Annotated in this window: 17 protein-coding genes; 8 read left to right on the plus strand and 9 right to left on the minus strand. The window is 43.1% G+C overall.

Annotation, left to right across the window (positions count from 1 at the left end; translation table 11 throughout):
* The first annotated feature begins 13 nt into the window (after window positions 1-13).
* From ACQKCP_RS02230 to ACQKCP_RS02240, 3 genes are all read left to right on the plus strand, one after another.
* On the plus strand, window positions 14-817 hold the full coding sequence (locus ACQKCP_RS02230; protein ID WP_427611656.1) for a HesA/MoeB/ThiF family protein: 804 nt from the start codon (window positions 14-16) through the stop codon (window positions 815-817).
* A 170-nt stretch (window positions 818-987) separates the two neighbouring features.
* Window positions 988-2,331, plus strand: coding sequence for an ABC1 kinase family protein (locus ACQKCP_RS02235; RefSeq protein WP_427611105.1), 1,344 nt, complete (start codon window positions 988-990; stop codon window positions 2,329-2,331).
* A 124-nt stretch (window positions 2,332-2,455) separates the two neighbouring features.
* A complete protein-coding gene (locus ACQKCP_RS02240) occupies window positions 2,456-3,712 on the plus strand; it encodes a YbfB/YjiJ family MFS transporter (protein WP_427611106.1) in 1,257 nt (418 codons plus the stop codon).
* A 5-nt stretch (window positions 3,713-3,717) separates the two neighbouring features.
* On the opposite strand, the gene ACQKCP_RS02245 is transcribed toward ACQKCP_RS02240, so the two are convergent.
* Window positions 3,718-4,206: an Lrp/AsnC family transcriptional regulator gene (locus ACQKCP_RS02245; protein ID WP_427611107.1), complete on the minus strand. Its 489-nt coding sequence runs from the start codon at window positions 4,204-4,206 to the stop codon at window positions 3,718-3,720.
* A gap of 221 nt (window positions 4,207-4,427) precedes the next feature.
* Here ACQKCP_RS02245 and leuA point away from each other — a divergent pair, with 221 nt between their 5' ends.
* Both leuA and ACQKCP_RS02255 read left to right on the plus strand, forming a co-directional pair.
* Entirely contained in the window at window positions 4,428-6,212 is a 1,785-nt protein-coding gene (leuA, locus tag ACQKCP_RS02250) for a 2-isopropylmalate synthase (RefSeq protein WP_160021915.1), read from the plus strand.
* Between the two features lie 222 nt (window positions 6,213-6,434).
* Window positions 6,435-7,067 carry a hypothetical protein gene (locus ACQKCP_RS02255; protein WP_427611108.1) on the plus strand — a complete coding sequence of 211 codons (633 nt, stop codon included), beginning with the start codon at window positions 6,435-6,437 and terminating at the stop codon, window positions 7,065-7,067.
* A gap of 150 nt (window positions 7,068-7,217) precedes the next feature.
* On the opposite strand, the gene accC is transcribed toward ACQKCP_RS02255, so the two are convergent.
* From accC to tnpA, 5 genes are all read right to left on the minus strand, one after another.
* Window positions 7,218-8,579, minus strand: coding sequence for an acetyl-CoA carboxylase biotin carboxylase subunit (gene accC, locus ACQKCP_RS02260; RefSeq protein ID WP_427611109.1), 1,362 nt, complete (start codon window positions 8,577-8,579; stop codon window positions 7,218-7,220).
* Window positions 8,580-8,704: 125 nt separating this feature from the next.
* Window positions 8,705-9,136 carry an acetyl-CoA carboxylase biotin carboxyl carrier protein gene (accB, locus tag ACQKCP_RS02265; RefSeq protein ID WP_102092842.1) on the minus strand — a complete coding sequence of 144 codons (432 nt, stop codon included), beginning with the start codon at window positions 9,134-9,136 and terminating at the stop codon, window positions 8,705-8,707.
* 240 nt (window positions 9,137-9,376) lie between these two features.
* Entirely contained in the window at window positions 9,377-10,744 is a 1,368-nt protein-coding gene (locus tag ACQKCP_RS02270; RefSeq protein ID WP_427611110.1) for an MATE family efflux transporter, read from the minus strand.
* A gap of 354 nt (window positions 10,745-11,098) precedes the next feature.
* Window positions 11,099-11,578, minus strand: a complete 480-nt coding sequence (locus ACQKCP_RS02275) for an EVE domain-containing protein (protein ID WP_427611111.1) — start codon at window positions 11,576-11,578, stop codon at window positions 11,099-11,101.
* A gap of 162 nt (window positions 11,579-11,740) precedes the next feature.
* Window positions 11,741-12,139 (minus strand): IS200/IS605 family transposase, encoded by a 399-nt coding sequence (gene tnpA, locus ACQKCP_RS02280; protein WP_102092183.1) that lies wholly within the window; start codon window positions 12,137-12,139, stop codon window positions 11,741-11,743.
* A 74-nt stretch (window positions 12,140-12,213) separates the two neighbouring features.
* On the opposite strand from tnpA, the gene ACQKCP_RS02285 reads away from it, so the two are divergent.
* Both ACQKCP_RS02285 and hemW read left to right on the plus strand, forming a co-directional pair.
* Window positions 12,214-13,521, plus strand: coding sequence for an RNA-guided endonuclease InsQ/TnpB family protein (locus ACQKCP_RS02285; RefSeq protein ID WP_427611112.1), 1,308 nt, complete (start codon window positions 12,214-12,216; stop codon window positions 13,519-13,521).
* Between the two features lie 138 nt (window positions 13,522-13,659).
* Window positions 13,660-14,961 (plus strand): radical SAM family heme chaperone HemW, encoded by a 1,302-nt coding sequence (gene hemW, locus ACQKCP_RS02290; RefSeq protein WP_427611657.1) that lies wholly within the window; start codon window positions 13,660-13,662, stop codon window positions 14,959-14,961.
* A gap of 101 nt (window positions 14,962-15,062) precedes the next feature.
* Here hemW and ACQKCP_RS02295 read toward each other — a convergent pair whose 3' ends face one another.
* Window positions 15,063-15,203: an entericidin A/B family lipoprotein gene (locus tag ACQKCP_RS02295; protein ID WP_427611113.1), complete on the minus strand. Its 141-nt coding sequence runs from the start codon at window positions 15,201-15,203 to the stop codon at window positions 15,063-15,065.
* A 261-nt stretch (window positions 15,204-15,464) separates the two neighbouring features.
* Between ACQKCP_RS02295 and ACQKCP_RS02300 the strand changes: the two genes are divergently transcribed.
* Window positions 15,465-16,025: a tRNA (cytidine(34)-2'-O)-methyltransferase gene (locus tag ACQKCP_RS02300; RefSeq protein WP_427611114.1), complete on the plus strand. Its 561-nt coding sequence runs from the start codon at window positions 15,465-15,467 to the stop codon at window positions 16,023-16,025.
* A gap of 135 nt (window positions 16,026-16,160) precedes the next feature.
* On the opposite strand, the gene ACQKCP_RS02305 is transcribed toward ACQKCP_RS02300, so the two are convergent.
* Both ACQKCP_RS02305 and ACQKCP_RS02310 read right to left on the minus strand, forming a co-directional pair.
* Complete coding sequence (locus ACQKCP_RS02305) at window positions 16,161-16,505, minus strand: TusE/DsrC/DsvC family sulfur relay protein (RefSeq protein WP_427611115.1); 345 nt, start codon at window positions 16,503-16,505, stop codon at window positions 16,161-16,163.
* Between the two features lie 8 nt (window positions 16,506-16,513).
* Window positions 16,514-16,843, minus strand: a complete 330-nt coding sequence (locus ACQKCP_RS02310; RefSeq protein ID WP_427611116.1) for a hypothetical protein — start codon at window positions 16,841-16,843, stop codon at window positions 16,514-16,516.
* Window positions 16,844-16,889: the final 46 nt, after the last annotated feature.

Below are 16,889 nucleotides of genomic sequence, written 5' to 3' on the forward strand. Positions count from 1 at the left end.
GTTGTAGATGAATATGGTAGAAGAGATGGTACAGCTATCGGATGATGAGCTGCTCCGTTATGCTCGACAAGTATTATTAGACAGTTGGGATATGGATGCTCAGCTGCGACTAAAGACAGCACGTGTGGTCATAATAGGGGCAGGTGGCCTTGGCTGTCCTGCGTCTGAGACATTGGTACGGGCTGGAGTGGGTCATGTCCATCTGATTGATGATGACGAGATTGAGGCGAGCAATCTACAACGGCAAACGCTGTTTTTGCCAGAAGATATTGGTCAGTCTAAAGCACTGACCGCAGCGCATATGTTAGCGCGCATCAATCCTTTGATAAAGACTCGCGGCACAGTCGCACGATTAGATGAAGACAACGCTTATGAATTGCTCGATATAGCAGCCTGCAAGCCTGACTTACTCTTAGACTGTACGGATAATTTTGCCACGCGCGACATCATCAATCGTATTAGTGTACGCTACCAGATCCCTCTATTATCTGCCTCAGCAATTGCGATGCAAGGGCAATTAGCACTGTTCGAACCTCAGCTCGATACTGGTTGCTATCATTGCGTGTTTGGCTCAGTGGTGCTTGACGAAGCCGCTGACGAACGTACGTGTGCCAACTCTGGTGTGCTAGCCAGTACCACTGCCGTCATGGGCAATTTGCAAGCCAATACTGCACTGCAATATTTAGGATTAACCAAAAATCTACTGACAAACAAGCTGCTCATATGGGATGGTAGTCAGATGCAGCAGCGGCTGATGGGTTATCGAAAAGACCCACAGTGTCCTGTCTGTAGTAGTCCTATAGTCAACTCTCTATAAATTGGATACGGTGTCAGGCTTGCTTAGTCTACGAGTTGTAGTACTTTCACTCGCCTTCCTTATATCCAAATTATATTGAACCGACTATAACTGAGTAATCTGATTTTAACGCATTTTTATATTGTATTGCCTATCTTCAAACCTCCTTCTTATTACCATAGTTGTTTTTTATGAAAATTCATCGTCCGCATTTATTAAAGCATACTTTTAATGTCATGAACCGTGTTCGCCAAACAGCGAGCGTGGCAGGTCTGTCTGCGCTAAGAGTGGCAAAAGGTGAAAAGCCTGACGCGATGCTACTCAAAGAAACCTTTGAGCAGTTAGGTACGACTTATATCAAAATCGGTCAGTTCATCGCCAGTACACCGTCGCTGTTTCCACGTGATTATGTTAAGGCTTTTCAGAGCTGCTTGGATCAAACTACGCCATTGTCTTATGCTTATATTGAGCAAGTGCTAAAAGAAGAACTAGCGACTGATGGCATGACCCTTGATGATACGTTTGCGCATATTGACTCAGAGCCATTAGCCTCAGCTTCTATCGCTCAAGTGCATGCAGCACGATTGCACAATGGTGATGAAGTGGTGCTAAAGGTACAAAAGCCTGGCGTCGAGACCATCATGCAGACTGATTTGGGTGTATTACATGGTGTAACTAAGCTACTTGAGATCCTGATGCCATCGATGAAGTTTGCGAGTATTGCGCCGATTATTGATGAGATTCGCCTGCGTATGCTTGCCGAGACGGACTTTATCGCCGAAGCACAGAACATTCGCGATTTTCAGCAGTTCTTGGCGGTATCAGGCAATACTCGTGTCGTTGCACCAACTGTCTATGAAGAGCTGACTACCAAGCGTGTCCTAACGATGAGCCGTCTATATGGCGTCTCTATGGTCGATGAGTCGCTCATGCGTCAATACTGTACAGATCCTGCTCAAGTCATGGCAGACACTTTAAACACATGGTTTGCCAGTCTCATGTTATGCAATAGTTTCCATGCGGATTTACATGCGGGCAATTTGATGCTATTGACTGATGGCCGTATTGGATTTTTGGATTTTGGTATTGTCGGTAAGCTCAAAGCTGAGAGCTGGCGTGCGTGCATGGGCATGATGCAAGCCATGCAAGACAGTGACTATCAAGCAATGGCTCGCCATATGATTGATATGGAAATGACGCATGGTAGCAATAAAGTAGATGTGGCTGCACTGGGGCATGACTTGCAACGCATGATGACAACCATCATGGCAGAAGATAAAACCTTTACCAGCGGTGTACCTTTCAATAGTAAAGAGCAAGCCGATGAGCTTAATAAGATGATGCTTGAAATCGTTGAAGTTGGCAAACGTCATGGTATTCACTTTCCACGCGATTTTGCTCTATTGACCAAACAGATGTTGTATTTTGATCGGTTTATGCGTACGCTAGCTCCAGATATGGATATGTTTAGCGACCAGCGGGTACAGATGCTAGGGCAGGATACGGTAGAGACGACAACGTTAGATGTGTCATAGTTTTTGCTGATATTTTATCTAGACCCAACATATCTAGTAACTGTTTATTCCTGATTTTTTATTACTGCTTTTGACTGTCTAACACAAAGGATTGTGTGCTAATTGCCACAAAAATGGCGCTGTCATGATGACTGCTTTTAAAAGCCGTATGATCCCGACGATTACCAACGAAGCTGCCATTGCCTGTATCGGTATGTACTGCATGGCAGTCGTTATGGGTTATGGACGCTTTCTGTTTACCGCCACCTTACCTGATATTATGGTGCAATTGTCGCTACCAACGACGATTGCAGGCTGGCTAGCATCAATCAATTATATCGGTTACTTTATTGGCGCTCTTATTGCCATGTTTGTACCTCAGCGCTCGACATGGCAGGCGATGACACTTTGGGCGATTATAAGTGTTGTCACAACGATGCTACTCGTCATACCAAATATGTCGCTCACACTATGGTATATCATCCGCTTAATTGCAGGTATTGCAAGTGGCGTGGCAATGATTCTAAGCTCATCTTTTGTGATTCAAACCCTTAGCCCTGAGCGCCGTTCTGTATTATCAGCAGTCCACTATGCAGGTATTGGCGTTGGCATTAGCGCCTCTGCCATCGTAACGTGGTGGCTATTAAAATTAGGCTATCACTTCGATGTAATTTGGCTGGTCGCAGGCGTCACCAGTTTGCCGCTCATATGGCTACTGTATGCGATAAAGCCAAGACAAGTACAGGCTGTTGATTCACAGCAGATTGATGCCAAACAACACGTATCAATGCATCAGACCTATTTAAACTTTAAGCGCTCCTTATACGAAGCCATCTCTGGACACCATAAAGCGCTTACTTTACTTTTCGTCAGCTACGTACTGGCAGGGTTTGGTTATATTAGCTCAGCGACTTTTTTGCCCGTTATGGCAGCACAACGTCTAACAACACAGACGTATGCTGGGTTGATGATTTGGTTGGTTGTTGGTATTTTTGCAATGTTGTCAAACCCTCTATGGGGCGCGCTTGCCAAACGTATCGGTGAAATAAAAACCTTAATGGGGCTAACAGTATTGCAAGCATTTGGCATGTGCTTGCCTATATGGTTTGATGGTGCACTTGGATTGTATGGTAATGCTGCGATTTTAGGGTTGACCTTCGTCGGTATGGTATCGATGACACTGACTTTATTTAAAAACATCAATCCTGCCTATTCTAATTTACTGATTGCTTTGGCAACGTTGGCTTATGCATTGGGGCAGTTTTTAGGACCCTTGGTGACAGTGGCACTGGCAGGGAAGGATGGTAATTTCAACGCAGGGTTGCTTGTCGCTGCTATCGGATTGATGATCGGATTTGTACTATTGGTATGGTTCCGTCGACAGTCGCCAAAGACCGCATAGATCGTCTAAACCACGCTACGGCTAAATACTTCTCGTAATTCAAAACTAGTATGAACTTGAGCTACGCCTTCGATACGATTGAGGCGATGTAATAAAAACTCTTCGTAATGTGTCATATCACGTACTCTGACCTTAATCAGATAGTCTTCCGTGCGACCTGTGACAATACTACAGCTGATGACTTCTTCAAAGCTCTGAACTTTGCGTTCAAACTGCTCAAAACGTTCTGCCGTATGACGATCCATACTAATAGCGATAAACACGGCTAGCGGATAGCCAAGTTTTTGCGAATCGGTTTTGGTATGGTAGCCAGTGATAATGTTCGCATCTTCTAAGCGTTTGATACGGCGTGCGCAGGGAGTGGCAGACAGGTTGACGCGTTCAGCGAGTTCAGTAATGCTCATACGCGCCTGTGTTTGTAATAAGCGTAGCAACTGTCTATCTATCTCGTCTATATCTGCTGTCCCTGTACTATCAATATGATTATCTGGCATTTCTCAAGCCTTAATAGTGAATTTATTCGATTATAATGTCTAAATTGTGTTTTTCCACTAAAATAACAGAAAATAAAGTAAAAGAAAGCAGGTTTCTCTCTGTTAAACTTTGATATTATTATGGTATGAACACTAGTTATCTCATATGATAAATACTGATCTAATCAACAGCTAATCGCCTAGCTAAATATATAAATAACCATATCATCTAAGGATTGATTATGTCTGACCAAGCCACGCACACTGCAGCCACAGGGACTGCAAAGATCACACCAAAAAGTGCCGCTTTTGACTTCCGTAAATACCGTCCATTCGCATTTGCACCATCGCTGCCAGATCGTACTTGGCCAAGCAAAACGATTGAGAAGTCACCGATATGGGCAAGTGTGGATCTGCGTGATGGTAACCAAGCACTGATTGATCCGATGACCATTGAACAAAAAATGCGCTTCTTTAAGACCTTAGTAGATGTTGGTTTTAAAGAGATTGAGATTGGTTTTCCGTCAGCGGCGCAGGTAGAGTTTGACTTTGCGCGTAAGCTTATCGAAGAAAACCACGTACCTGAAGATGTAACGCTACAAGTATTGGTACAAGCGCGCGAGCATTTGATTGCCCGTACTTTTGAATCATTAAAAGGTGCGAAACGTGCGGTTGTCCATGTCTATAACTCAACCAGCCGTGTACAACGCGAAAAAGTCTATGGCAAAGATAAAGCTGAAATCAAAGAGATTGCGATTGCAGGCGCCAAGCTATTGCAAGAATATGCAGCAAAGTACCCTGAAACAGATTGGGTATTTCAGTACTCGCCAGAGAGCTTTAGCCAGACAGAGACTGAATACGCAGTAGAGGTTTGTGATGCAGTGTGTGACGTGTGGCAACCACAGCAGGGTCAGGAAGTTATTTTTAACTTGCCAGCGACGGTTGAGGCTTCTATGCCCAATGTCTTTGCTGATCAAGTAGAGTACTTCTGCCGCAATCTAGCGCAGCGTGAGCATGTGATTGTGAGCTTGCATACTCATAATGACCGTGGTTGTGCCGTAGCAGCGGCTGAGTTGGGTGTGCTTGCGGGTGCGGATCGTATTGAAGGTACATTGCTTGGTAATGGTGAGCGTACAGGTAACATGGATATCATGGTCATGGCCATGAACTTGTTTAGCCAAGGTATCGATCCTGAGCTTGATTTTAGCAACATGAGTGAAATCGTACAGGTGGTGAGCGAATGCAATAATTTACCATTGCACCCTCGTCATCCTTATGTAGGCGAGTTGGTCTTCACGGCATTTAGTGGCTCACATCAAGATGCTATCAAAAAATCTCTCGACTACAATGAAAGTAATCAGAGCGAAACAGACAATGTCTGGGACGTGGCTTATCTACCCATTGATCCCGCGCATATTGGCCGTAGCTACCAAGATGTAGTACGTATCAATAGCCAGTCGGGCAAAGGCGGCGTCGCATATATCTTGCAGCGTAACTACGGTTTTAACCTACCACGTTGGATGCAGATTGACTTTAGCCGTGTGGTACAAAAGCAAGCTGAAGCAGCCGCTCGCGAGTTGCAGAACGATGAAATCTTGCAGACCTTTGAAGATACTTATTTGCAGCAGGGCAAGTTTGAACTACTAGATTATAGTGTTAACAATAAAGGCGGCGCGGTTTACTTTAGTGGTCAAGTACAAATGAATAGCGACACCATCGATATTGATGGTACTGGTAACGGCCCATTATCATCGTTTATTGACGGACTTGCACAGCATACGGGCAAATCACTACATATTATTAACTATGCAGAGCATGCGATTAACCCGCATCATAACAGCGGTAATGGTATCGATGATGATACCAATAGTGATAACAAAACCAATGCCAATGCTGCCGCTTATATACAGCTTAATGTAGATGGCGAGGTATACTCAGGCATCGGTACTTGTAGCAGTACAGTATCAGCCATGCTAAAAGGGGCGTTATCAGCTTTTGCTCAAGCGCTAAATACAGAAGCTGCTTAGTGGTTGGCTAAGTAGCAAATAATATTACGCAAAATTCTGTATGCTAATAACGCCATTGCTCCTTGTCTCTAGCAAGTAAAGCGATGGCGTTGTTTTTTGCTATAAATACCTGCGCCATTCCAACTACAGGTTTATGAGCAATAGCATAATGTTACTTGTGTTTTTGGTGTCTAAGACTTACGCTAATGTATATATTAAAATATTATAATTAAAAGGTTAATTATGGAACCTATCTCATTTGCTTCATTCACGCTAGCATCTATTTTGGCTTCGTTGCCTGCGAACGGTGAGGCTATTACCAAGCCAACCATCACCACTCATATTAGTCCAGCCATTGCCGGACAGTGGGAAATAGACTTGGACAGTAGCGCTCATTCTACTCACGCCATGATGACCAAGGAAGCGGAAGATAACCAGTCGGCAAATACTGCGCCACAGCCTAGCAGTGTAGAGCCCAAGGTGATGACGGGCATGGATGGCGGCGTACTGACTCAAAGTGAAGAGCGGGTTCTAAACATTCAACCAACTACTAGCAAAAACTTACTTGCATCAGTTGGTAAGTCTAACCAGTGCCGCGAGCTATATAACTTTAGTGCGGATAATGAGATGTGGTCTGTCAGTGGCAAAGAGTGGACATACGGCCGATATCTGGTTACCCATCGTGAAGAAGGGCTGCCAGTTATTGCGATCAAGACCGTTTATGATAATAATGAAGTAGACTGCTCAGGCAATCAGATCGACCAGACTGATGAAGCGTTGATTGCATTTATCAATCATAATGGTAATCAGATGCAATGGTGCGCTGATCCTGATGGTAACGAATGCTTTATGAACTTCAATAGAGTGTTGCCATAATTAGATGTGCTCGTTGTACTTTACGTATGATTGACAGTTTATTGATGACATAAAAAAACCGCTATATTAATAGCGGCTTTTTTATGTGCTGTTTTAATTAAAGTCGTGACTAAATTTAATAAACTTAGCGAAATTTATAAGTATTTCAGCCTATGAGTCTTTTTTAGCTTTATTCGCAGTCAGCAGCTCTCTTTCGAGATAGTGAATATTTTGCGCTTCACGAGTAAAGTTATCATCCGCCAAAATTACATCACGATGCAAAGGTATATTGGTTTTGATACCTTCGATAATCAGCTCATCAAGGGCATGTACTGTCTTAGCAATGGCTTGCTGACGAGTTTGACCGTGACAGATAAGCTTACCAATCAATGAATCGTAATAGGTCGGTATCTCATAGCCAGGGTATAGATGAGAGTCAAAGCGAATGCCAGAACCACTTGGCGTGAACAATTGACTGATAGTGCCTGGGCAAGGTACAAAAGTTGCTGAATCTTCGGCATTAATACGACATTCGATCGCATGACCTTGGATCTCAATCTCGCTTTGGCGATAAGACAGACCGTAACCAGCTGCGATTTTGAGCTGCTCGACCACAACATCAATACCAGTAATCATCTCAGTCACTGGATGCTCAACCTGTACACGAGTGTTCATTTCAATAAAGAAAAACTCGTTATTTTCAAACAAAAATTCAAACGTACCAGCACCGCGATACTTAACAAGCTCGCACGCTTTTACACACGCCTTTAAGATTGGCTCACGTACATCATCTGGGATGTCTGGGGCAGGTGCTTCTTCTAGAACTTTTTGATGGCGACGCTGCAATGAGCAATCACGATCATATAGATGGATAGCATTACCATTACCATCGCCTAGTACCTGTACTTCTACGTGGCGCGGGTTTTGCAGATAGCGCTCCATATAGACAGTGTCGTCACCGAACCAAAGCTCAGCTTCTTGTTTGGCCGCTTGTACCTGACCAATTAATTCGTCAAAGCGTTCAACCACACGCATACCGCGTCCACCGCCGCCAGAAGCCGCTTTAATCAATAGTGGGAAACCGATATTGCGGGCTTGCTCTTCAGCATTATGCAGGGTCACAGCGCCAACTGAACCAGGTACAGTTGGTACGCCAGCTTTTTTCATAGCGTTGATGGCAGAAACTTTGTTGCCCATAAGGCGAATATGATCAGCATTAGGACCAACGAAGGTCAATCCTGCTTCTTCTACTTGTTCAGCAAATTCAGCATTCTCAGACAAAAAGCCATAACCGGGATGGATAGCATCTGCACCAGTGATTTCAGCAGCGGTTAAGATGGTATTGATATCAAGGTAGCTTTGGTTAGCATTAGGCTTGCCAATACAAATTGCCTCATCAACAAAGCGCAAGTGCATCAAGTTGGCATCAGCAGTAGAGTAGACACCTACCGTTTCGATACCTAGCGCTTTACAGGCGCGGACGATGCGCAGGGCAATTTCACCTCTGTTGGCAATGAGCAATTTTTTTATCATGGGTTCATCCTTGTCGAAGCGTCAGTCATTGACTGAGTTTCGATACATAGCATCATGTTGTTTAGCATTGACGCGGTATATATACCAAAAGCCAGCCATAATGAAATAAAGTATGGCAAATATCGTTACGCTTTATAGCGTATGACAGGTTGACCGAACTGTACGACTTCAGAGTTATCTACCAAGATCTCGTCAACAATACCACTTTGAGTCGCTTCAAGCGGGTTCATGATTTTCATCGCTTCGATAATACCTAAAGTATCACCTGCCTGAACTTTTTGACCGACTTTTACAAATGGTGGGTCATTAGGACTTGGTGCTGAATAGAAAACACCAACCATTGGTGAAGACTCAACGCTACCCGCTTTTTCTGCAGGTTTGCCTTCGACAGCGGCAGCAGGAGCAGCGCTCGCAGCTGGGGCGGCCATCATAGTTGGCGCAGGCGCGTCATAGTGACGAGTTAAGCTAATATGCTCGTCGTCAGAACTGATTTCTAAATTAACCAGTTCACTTTCTTCCATAAGGGCGATGAGGGTGCGTATTTTTTCAATATCCATAGTTTTTATCTGGCCTTGTACTAAATTCGAGAAATAGTGTAACTAAATATTGTCTAATTAATTGCTAATGATACCTAGATTCAGGGCAATGAGCAATCAATGTACAGTTGTTAACTGAGAATTTTTACATATTTTGACGTAAGCCATCTTTATAGCAAGAAAATATCTACGATTTTTCATAGTCTGTATGATCAAATGACGATAAAAATGGCCATAAAATACAATCCATGAGCAATTGGCTTAACCCCATAACATAGTTAAGCGTTTTTGCTGATAGCGTAGACGCAAAGTAAGTAAAATAGATGATAAGAATAAACCTGTAATCAACGCCATCCAAAACCCTTGTGCGCCAACGTCAGTGAAACGTACTAGATAGACGCCAAGTGGTAGGGCAACTAACCAATAGCAGAAGAGTGTTACCCACATCGGTATGGTGGTATCTTGCATACCGCGTAATATACCAGCGACGTTAACCTGCCAGCCATCAAATAACTGATAGGCGAGTGCAAAGATAAGCAAATGCATAGACTGGGCTCTGACCTCTGGGTTATCCGTGAATGCTGCTGCGAGTTCTGGTCTGAATAGCCATATTCCGAGCATACAAGTCAAAGCGATCAATACTGTCCATACCAGTCCAGTAGCTTGCACTTGGCGCAATGCTAATAGGTTTTTTTGACCAAATCGATTGGAGACCATGATAGTGAGCGCCATGGCGACCGATATCGGTATCATAAATAGCTGTGAGGTCACTGACAACGCCACTTGATGTGATGCTGTTGCCAGTTCACCCAAGGGACTGATGACGAGTGCGCCTAAGCTAAATAAACTGGCTTCAAAGAAGATAGAGATGCCAATAGGAATACCAAGTTTCAACAGCTTTTTGATCTGTGTACGATTAGGACTAGAGAAGCCATAAAAAAAGCGCGTGCTTACAAATTCGCGGCGCTTTGTAAAGCTAGTATAGGCTGCAAGCAATAGGACATTTATCCATAATACCAATGCTGTCGCCACCCCGCAGCCTGCACCGCCCATTTCTGGCATGCCAAATAACCCGTGAATAAAAATATAGTTCAAAGGAATATCTGCGAGCAGGCCAATGATACTGATGACAGTCACAGGCTCAGGACGACCCAATGCCTCACAATAACTGCGTAGAACAGCATATACAGCGAGCGCTGGGAAACCAAATGAGACACCATGTAAATACTGCGTCGCTATCGGCTGAATGTTTTCTGGTACACCCATAATGCCAAGAACATTAGGAGCTAAATTAACAATGATAAAACCGATAATGCCAATGACACCTGCGGTCCATAAGGACTGCTGCGTGATATGCGGCACTTGGCCGTGCTGGTCTTGACCAATCGCTTCACCAATTAGAGGCGTGGTTGCGATAAGCACACCTGTGGCCAATAAAAACAATGGTAGCCAAATACCAGAGCCAACGGCTACCGCAGCCAAATCAAGCGCCGATACTTGACCTGCCATGATGGCATCGACCACGCCAAGTGCTGCTTGGCAAAACTGAGTGATTAAGATAGGGAGGGCGAGTACGCCTAGACGAAAGCTGTAGCTTTTAAAATCTTTGAAAGACAATGGAAAAACCATGGTAAGCAACTTTTTATTCTTTGCGGTAATTGTTATTAAGGTTATTATGAATAAACAAACACTGCTATCAATCGACTAAGATTGACACAGCAAGGAGAGTGTAGTGCCGACGATAATACTCCGATAAATAATATGAGCAAGCTTATAATGTTGCATAAGTAGATAGTCAGAGTATGAAAATAAAAGTAAAGACACTAAAATAAAAATAACCCGTCGATCCAAGTAGTGGATTGACAGGTCATATACATAGTAAGATGGTAAAGAAGCCACACTATGATGTCAACGCTTTAGCACCGCTATGCAGGTATTAATCTTAGGTTTTTTGTACTCTATTTCATAGCCAATTTAAAAAGTTTACTCCGGTAACAACTCAAGTGTTTCTGCCATATCCATAATCGCTCGCCAATGTTTAGGCTCTAATGGAATCACTGTTAATTGCTGACAGCCTTTTCTAAGTAATAAAGAATCTTCCAAAGCTGGCAAGAATTTTAGCTCTGATAGTGGCAATACCTCTGTAAAAGCTTGCTCAAAAGTAAGATCGACCATATACCAGCGAGGTTCCTCTTCGGTCGAAATAGGATCATAATGACGATGCTCAGGGTGAAATTGAGTTGGATCAGGATACCCTGCTGTAGTCACTGTCATGATACCAGCGACTCCAGACGGCTTGGCGCTAGAGTGATAAAAGAATACCTTGTCACCAACTTTCATATCATCACGCATAAAGTTACGCGCACGATAGTTGCGAACGCCATCCCAACCGTCGGTACCCAAGCGCTGCAAATCTTCAATACCAAAAAATTTAGGGTTGGATTTCATTAACCAATACGCCATATATTTGTCCTTTGATTTTTTATTTATTTTTTAATTCGTTCTTAAAATTATCACAGTTAGTTTCTATTGACTCACTTTCAAACTTGTCTTGAATAGTTTATCTTAAAAAAGCAAAGAGGACTCCACCTGACATTAGGGTGGAGGTGAATTTCGCATCACTGGCTAACCTCGCTGGTTCTGAATGTATTGCTTAATAATATCTAGTGGCGCACCGCCACAAGAGCTTGCAAAGTAGGAGCGTGACCAAAGCACAGGCTTGGAATAAGCTGCTCTTAAATCAATAAAATCACCCCTCATTCGTCTACTTGTGACTGACTTTAAGTTATTAACCAATTTGCTTAATTGCACCGTGGGCGGGTACTGGATAAGCATGTGGATATGATCTGCTCCACCGTTACATTCTTTTAATTCAGCATCAAAGCTCTTGCATACCTCAGTGACACACTCACTGAAATACTTATGATGCAGCTCACCTAAAACTTTTTTTCGGTACTTAGTAATAAAAACCAAATGAACGTGGAGATTAAAGGCAGCATGGCGGTTTTTATATATCTCACTCATTGTAATAAAAACTCTTAAATGCTAGTATTATAAGCATAATATCAAACACACACTCATTAATAAAGAACGCATTTATGAAAATCAACAAAGCGTATAAATTTAGGCTTGAGCCTAATGCAGAGCAGGAGATTGTTCTAAATAATCTTGTCGGCTCTGCACGTTTTGTTTGGAATCAAATGCTAGTGATCTCATTTGAGATGTTTGCTAAAGATGAGTTTATCAATGCCACGAACCTCGTTAATAAAATCATGGATCTAAAGAGCAATCCTGATTTCGAGTTCTTAAAAAGCAGCTCAAACGCTGTCTCTTCACAACAAAAAGTACGTGATCTGGCATCGGCTTGGTCACGTTTCTTTAATCCTAAAGTACATGCCAGATTGAAAGAAAATAAAAAGAAACCTCGTAAACCCAAGTTTTTTAAACTGGCTGATGGCACAGAAATTCAACGACGACCATTGATGCCACAATTTAAGCGCAAATCCGATGGGCGTGACTCAATTCGGTTGGTTCAGTTTGATAAATACTACCGTGTTAAGGGCAATCGAGTAAAACTGCCGAATGGCGTGGGCTTGGTGAAGTTTAGAAAATCGCAAGACATTATTGGCACGATTAAAAATGTCACCATTAGCAAGAAATCAGGTCGCTGGTATGTGTCGTTTGGCACAGAGCGCGAGCTGACAGAGAACCCTCGTCACCCATCTAAAAGCGCTATTGGCTTGGACGTGGGCATCAGCAAACTACTCACCACCTCAAACGGTGAATATATTAAACCCAAAAACAGCTTTAAAGCCAATCAACTCAAACTTGCCAAGCTGCAACGTGGTTTGGCGAAGAAAGTGAAATTCAGTGAAAACTGGAAAAAGCAAAACCGCAAGATTCAAAAACTTCACAGCCACATCGCCAACATCAGACATGACCACTTACATAAAATCACCACCAGCATCAGCAAAAACCACGCCATGATTGCTTGTGAGGATTTAAATGTCACCAATATGTCGAAATCAGCCAGTGGTACGGTGGAGAACAAAGGTCGTCATGTCAAAGCCAAGTCAGGATTAAATAAATCCATCCTAGATCAAGGCTGGGGCATGATGGTCAATATGCTTGAGTACAAGCAGCAATGGCGCGGTGGGTTACTGATTAAGGTAAACCCACGATACACTAGCCAAACCTGCTCTGAATGCCAGCATATTGCTGTCGATAACAGACAAACTCAGTCAAAATTTGAGTGCGTCAAATGTAGGTATGTTGCGAACGCTGATTTTAATGCGGCTCGTAACATATTAGCGGCAGGACATGCCGTTTTGTCTGCGGAGGGAGGATGCAGTAAAGGTCGCCCGTTGAAACAGAAAGCAAGCGACCTTCGTGAGAAAGTCGCCTAAGAGCATCTGCTTTTAGAATTCCCCACTTGAGCTTCACGAAAGTGGTGGGAGTGTGTCAACCTAGCGTTACTTTTGATATCGATCATTATTGCTCACTACAAAATAAGTTTATTTATGCCCAAAGTGAATACAGACAGCATGCCAAACGATCTAAATACGTTAAGTCTTACTGAACCAACGACGGATACTATCGCGGTAGACGTGATCGACATTCCATTGTCTCTTTACATTCACATTCCGTGGTGTGTGAAGAAGTGTCCTTATTGCGATTTTAATTCGCATGAGCTACCGATGGACAGTGAGCTATCCATGTATGAAGAATATGTTGATACGTTACTGTTAGATGCCGCGATGCAGCAACCTTTAACTCAGGGCCGAGAGATTGGTTCGATATTTATTGGTGGTGGTACGCCGTCTTTGCTACCCATTGCTCAGTATCAGCGACTGTTTATTGGTTTACGTACGTGTTTTGAATTTGCAGAAGACATTGAAATCACGATGGAGGCCAATCCTGGCACGCTTGAGCATGCACCATTTGCGCAGTATTTAGAGGTTGGTATCAATCGTCTGTCTATCGGTGTACAGAGCTTTGCCGCTGATAAGCTAAAGGTACTGGGGCGTATCCATGATCCTGTGCAAGCGTTATCAGCAATTCGCGCTGCCAAAGCGGCTGGATTTGTACGGGTCAACGTCGACCTGATGCACGGTCTACCGCAGCAAACCATGAATGAAGCGCTAGAAGATATCCAAATGGCGCATAATGCTGGTGCAACGCATATCTCTTGGTATCAACTGACTATTGAGCCAAATACCGTATTTTACCGTAGCCAGCCTATTTTACCTGATGAAGACAATTTGGCAGATATTGAACAAGCAGGGCAAGCGCTATTGCAGCAATTAGGTTATAACAATTATGAGGTGTCGGCATGGGCAGGTGCGTCAGACAAACCATGTCGTCATAATATCAACTATTGGCAGTTTGGCGACTATTTAGCCATTGGCGCTGGAGCTCATGGTAAGGTGACGATTGGTCGTGATGATAGCAATTCATCAGAAGTAAAAGATAAAATGGAAGATGACTTATTAGTAGCGTCAGGTATCTATCGTTTTAGCAAATCACGTTTGCCAAAAGATTATGTAGTAATAAATCCAGATGCCACGGAGATGTCTGATACACGCCAAATCACACCAAAGATGGTTGGCTGGCAAGCGATTGATCAAGAGGAGTTAGTGAGCGAGTTTATGCTAAACGCACTGCGCTTACATGGCGGTGTCGCTTGGTCACTGTTTGAAAAGAGAACTGGATTAACCTTTGATAGTATTACTGAACAAGTAAACAGTCTGGTCAAACAAGGATTGTTGGTAGATAGTGATACGCAGTTGCAACCGACTGTATTAGGCCAGCGTTATCTCAATCAGATATTACGCGCGTTTTTATAAAAGTTTGCTTGAGTGATTGTTTAACAGCAGCGAAGTAAGAACACAAAAAAGGCTTATCAAATGAATGATAAGCCCTTTTGAAAATCTAAAAAAAGCAGACCTTAGATTTTGTTTTGTACTTCTTGTGCGCTGCCAGTTACAGCATCACCAGCGCTTGATACGTCTTGGCCAAAGCCTTTGAACGTGTTGCAACCAGTTAGAACGAACATAGCAGTTAAAGATGCAATGATTACTTTTTTCATAATAGTATCCTCAAAGATAAATGAATGGTTATAAATAACAACAGTGACGCTAAGCATCGTGCTCAAGCTTCACTGAAGGGGTATTGGATGAGACAGTCATACATAAATGCTATCGCGTTATCCATTACAGACATCATAGTGAAAGTTAAAAACGCTGCACAGTATCAAAATGTAATTATTGGCAGTAAACTGTAACTTTTAATTACCTATCGCTCATAAATTTAAATAATAGAGCATCGACCATTTGTGGAGTAAACAAGTATGACCATTCATATCGTGTTGGTCGCCCCAAAAATGCCGAGCAATACTGGCAACATTATTCGCTTGTGTGCCAACAGCGGCGCGCAGCTGCATTTAGTGAGACCGTTAGGGTTTGAGCTTGATGATAAAAAGCTACGCCGTGCAGGTCTTGATTATCATGAATACGCGCATTTGCAAGTGCATGATGATTGGACGGCTGCGAGACAAGCTCTAAAAACTGCTGATTGCAATGTCGTTACCGCATTGACAACCAAACTGAGCAAACCGTTCTACGATTATGACTTTGGTAAGCACTCGGACTCCGAAGTATCTGATAAGGCTGCTATGCCCAATATCGCGCTGGTTTTCGGTTCTGAGACAGCAGGTTTGGCAGATGATATACGTGAAGATATCGGTGCTGATAACTGGCTAAGACTGCCCATGCTGGCTGACTCGCGTAGTTTAAACTTATCAAATAGCGTAGCCATTTGTCTGTACGAGATATGGCGACAGCAAGGATTTGCAGGCGATGAAGGTCGTAGCGTTGGTTATGAGACATTGACAGTCTATGACCCAAAATAGCGATTCTACAAAGCAATAACTATAGACTTAAAAGTATTTGCGTACTTAATGAGCAGTAAAATATTAGATACTGCTCACTCATCTACACTGGTTATTTAATATGATATCTAGTGTGTCTTACCACCTATAAAGCACTTATAAACAGTTTGGTGGTTTGGGTAGTCCTGCTAAGCGATTGACATGACGCGCGACCAAACCTGTATTAAACAATTGCTGTAGCTTTTGATTGCTAATATCTTGGTCTGGCAAAGTCTTTTGTAGCCATTTGATTAGTGGACGGGTTGCTGGCGCGTGATTAAATTTATCAAAAAACGCGCGCACTTGTTGCAAAATTTCTAAATGCTCATCGCTCAGATTGACCTCTAGTGTGTCTGCCAATTGCTGCGCGATAACAGGTGTCCAAATCGTATGGTCACACAGATGGCCGTCTTGATCTAATTCGATATTAGCCGCCGATAATACAGCGTTGTGAGTGGTCATATCATTACTCATAAGGCAATCGTCACCACTTTATCAAACTGACTGCTCTGAGTCAGATTCACCCATTCTGCGTCGTTTAAAATAGTAGTCAACTTAGTCTCTAAATTAAGTTTGCCAGTTGTATTTGCTGTGAGCTGTGCGATGTCATCTGCTAATGCGTAAATACCAGCAATATCCTCGATATCGCTATCATTTAAATAAGCATTGAGCCAGTCGATAAAAGCAGGGGTGCTGCCAAGCAAGAGAATACTATCACCTGTGCGCCAAGTGAGAGACATCTCTTCGGTGCTGCGTCTAAGGGTAGCCATCGTGCTATGCAATTGATATAAAGTTGCCATAAAGGTGTCCGATTACGTGCTTTATTATTTTATAAATCTAAGTTAT

Source organism: Psychrobacter sp. NPDC078631 (genome assembly GCF_050268165.1).
Lineage (GTDB): Bacteria > Pseudomonadota > Gammaproteobacteria > Pseudomonadales > Moraxellaceae > Psychrobacter.

What these genes read in the sequence shown, in the direction of transcription:
- ACQKCP_RS02230 (WP_427611656.1), top strand. Translation starts at nt 14, where the DNA reads ATGGTAGAAGAGATGGTACAGCTATCGGATGATGAGCTGCTCCGTTAT.
- ACQKCP_RS02235 (WP_427611105.1), top strand. Translation starts at nt 988, where the DNA reads ATGAAAATTCATCGTCCGCATTTATTAAAGCATACTTTTAATGTCATG.
- ACQKCP_RS02240 (WP_427611106.1), top strand. Translation starts at nt 2,456, where the DNA reads ATGATGACTGCTTTTAAAAGCCGTATGATCCCGACGATTACCAACGAA.
- ACQKCP_RS02245 (WP_427611107.1), bottom strand. Translation starts at nt 4,206, where the DNA reads ATGCCAGATAATCATATTGATAGTACAGGGACAGCAGATATAGACGAG.
- leuA (WP_160021915.1), top strand. Translation starts at nt 4,428, where the DNA reads ATGTCTGACCAAGCCACGCACACTGCAGCCACAGGGACTGCAAAGATC.
- ACQKCP_RS02255 (WP_427611108.1), top strand. Translation starts at nt 6,435, where the DNA reads ATGGAACCTATCTCATTTGCTTCATTCACGCTAGCATCTATTTTGGCT.
- accC (WP_427611109.1), bottom strand. Translation starts at nt 8,579, where the DNA reads ATGATAAAAAAATTGCTCATTGCCAACAGAGGTGAAATTGCCCTGCGC.
- accB (WP_102092842.1), bottom strand. Translation starts at nt 9,136, where the DNA reads ATGGATATTGAAAAAATACGCACCCTCATCGCCCTTATGGAAGAAAGT.
- ACQKCP_RS02270 (WP_427611110.1), bottom strand. Translation starts at nt 10,744, where the DNA reads ATGGTTTTTCCATTGTCTTTCAAAGATTTTAAAAGCTACAGCTTTCGT.
- ACQKCP_RS02275 (WP_427611111.1), bottom strand. Translation starts at nt 11,578, where the DNA reads ATGGCGTATTGGTTAATGAAATCCAACCCTAAATTTTTTGGTATTGAA.
- tnpA (WP_102092183.1), bottom strand. Translation starts at nt 12,139, where the DNA reads ATGAGTGAGATATATAAAAACCGCCATGCTGCCTTTAATCTCCACGTT.
- ACQKCP_RS02285 (WP_427611112.1), top strand. Translation starts at nt 12,214, where the DNA reads ATGAAAATCAACAAAGCGTATAAATTTAGGCTTGAGCCTAATGCAGAG.
- hemW (WP_427611657.1), top strand. Translation starts at nt 13,660, where the DNA reads ATGCCAAACGATCTAAATACGTTAAGTCTTACTGAACCAACGACGGAT.
- ACQKCP_RS02295 (WP_427611113.1), bottom strand. Translation starts at nt 15,203, where the DNA reads ATGAAAAAAGTAATCATTGCATCTTTAACTGCTATGTTCGTTCTAACT.
- ACQKCP_RS02300 (WP_427611114.1), top strand. Translation starts at nt 15,465, where the DNA reads ATGACCATTCATATCGTGTTGGTCGCCCCAAAAATGCCGAGCAATACT.
- ACQKCP_RS02305 (WP_427611115.1), bottom strand. Translation starts at nt 16,505, where the DNA reads ATGACCACTCACAACGCTGTATTATCGGCGGCTAATATCGAATTAGAT.
- ACQKCP_RS02310 (WP_427611116.1), bottom strand. Translation starts at nt 16,843, where the DNA reads ATGGCAACTTTATATCAATTGCATAGCACGATGGCTACCCTTAGACGC.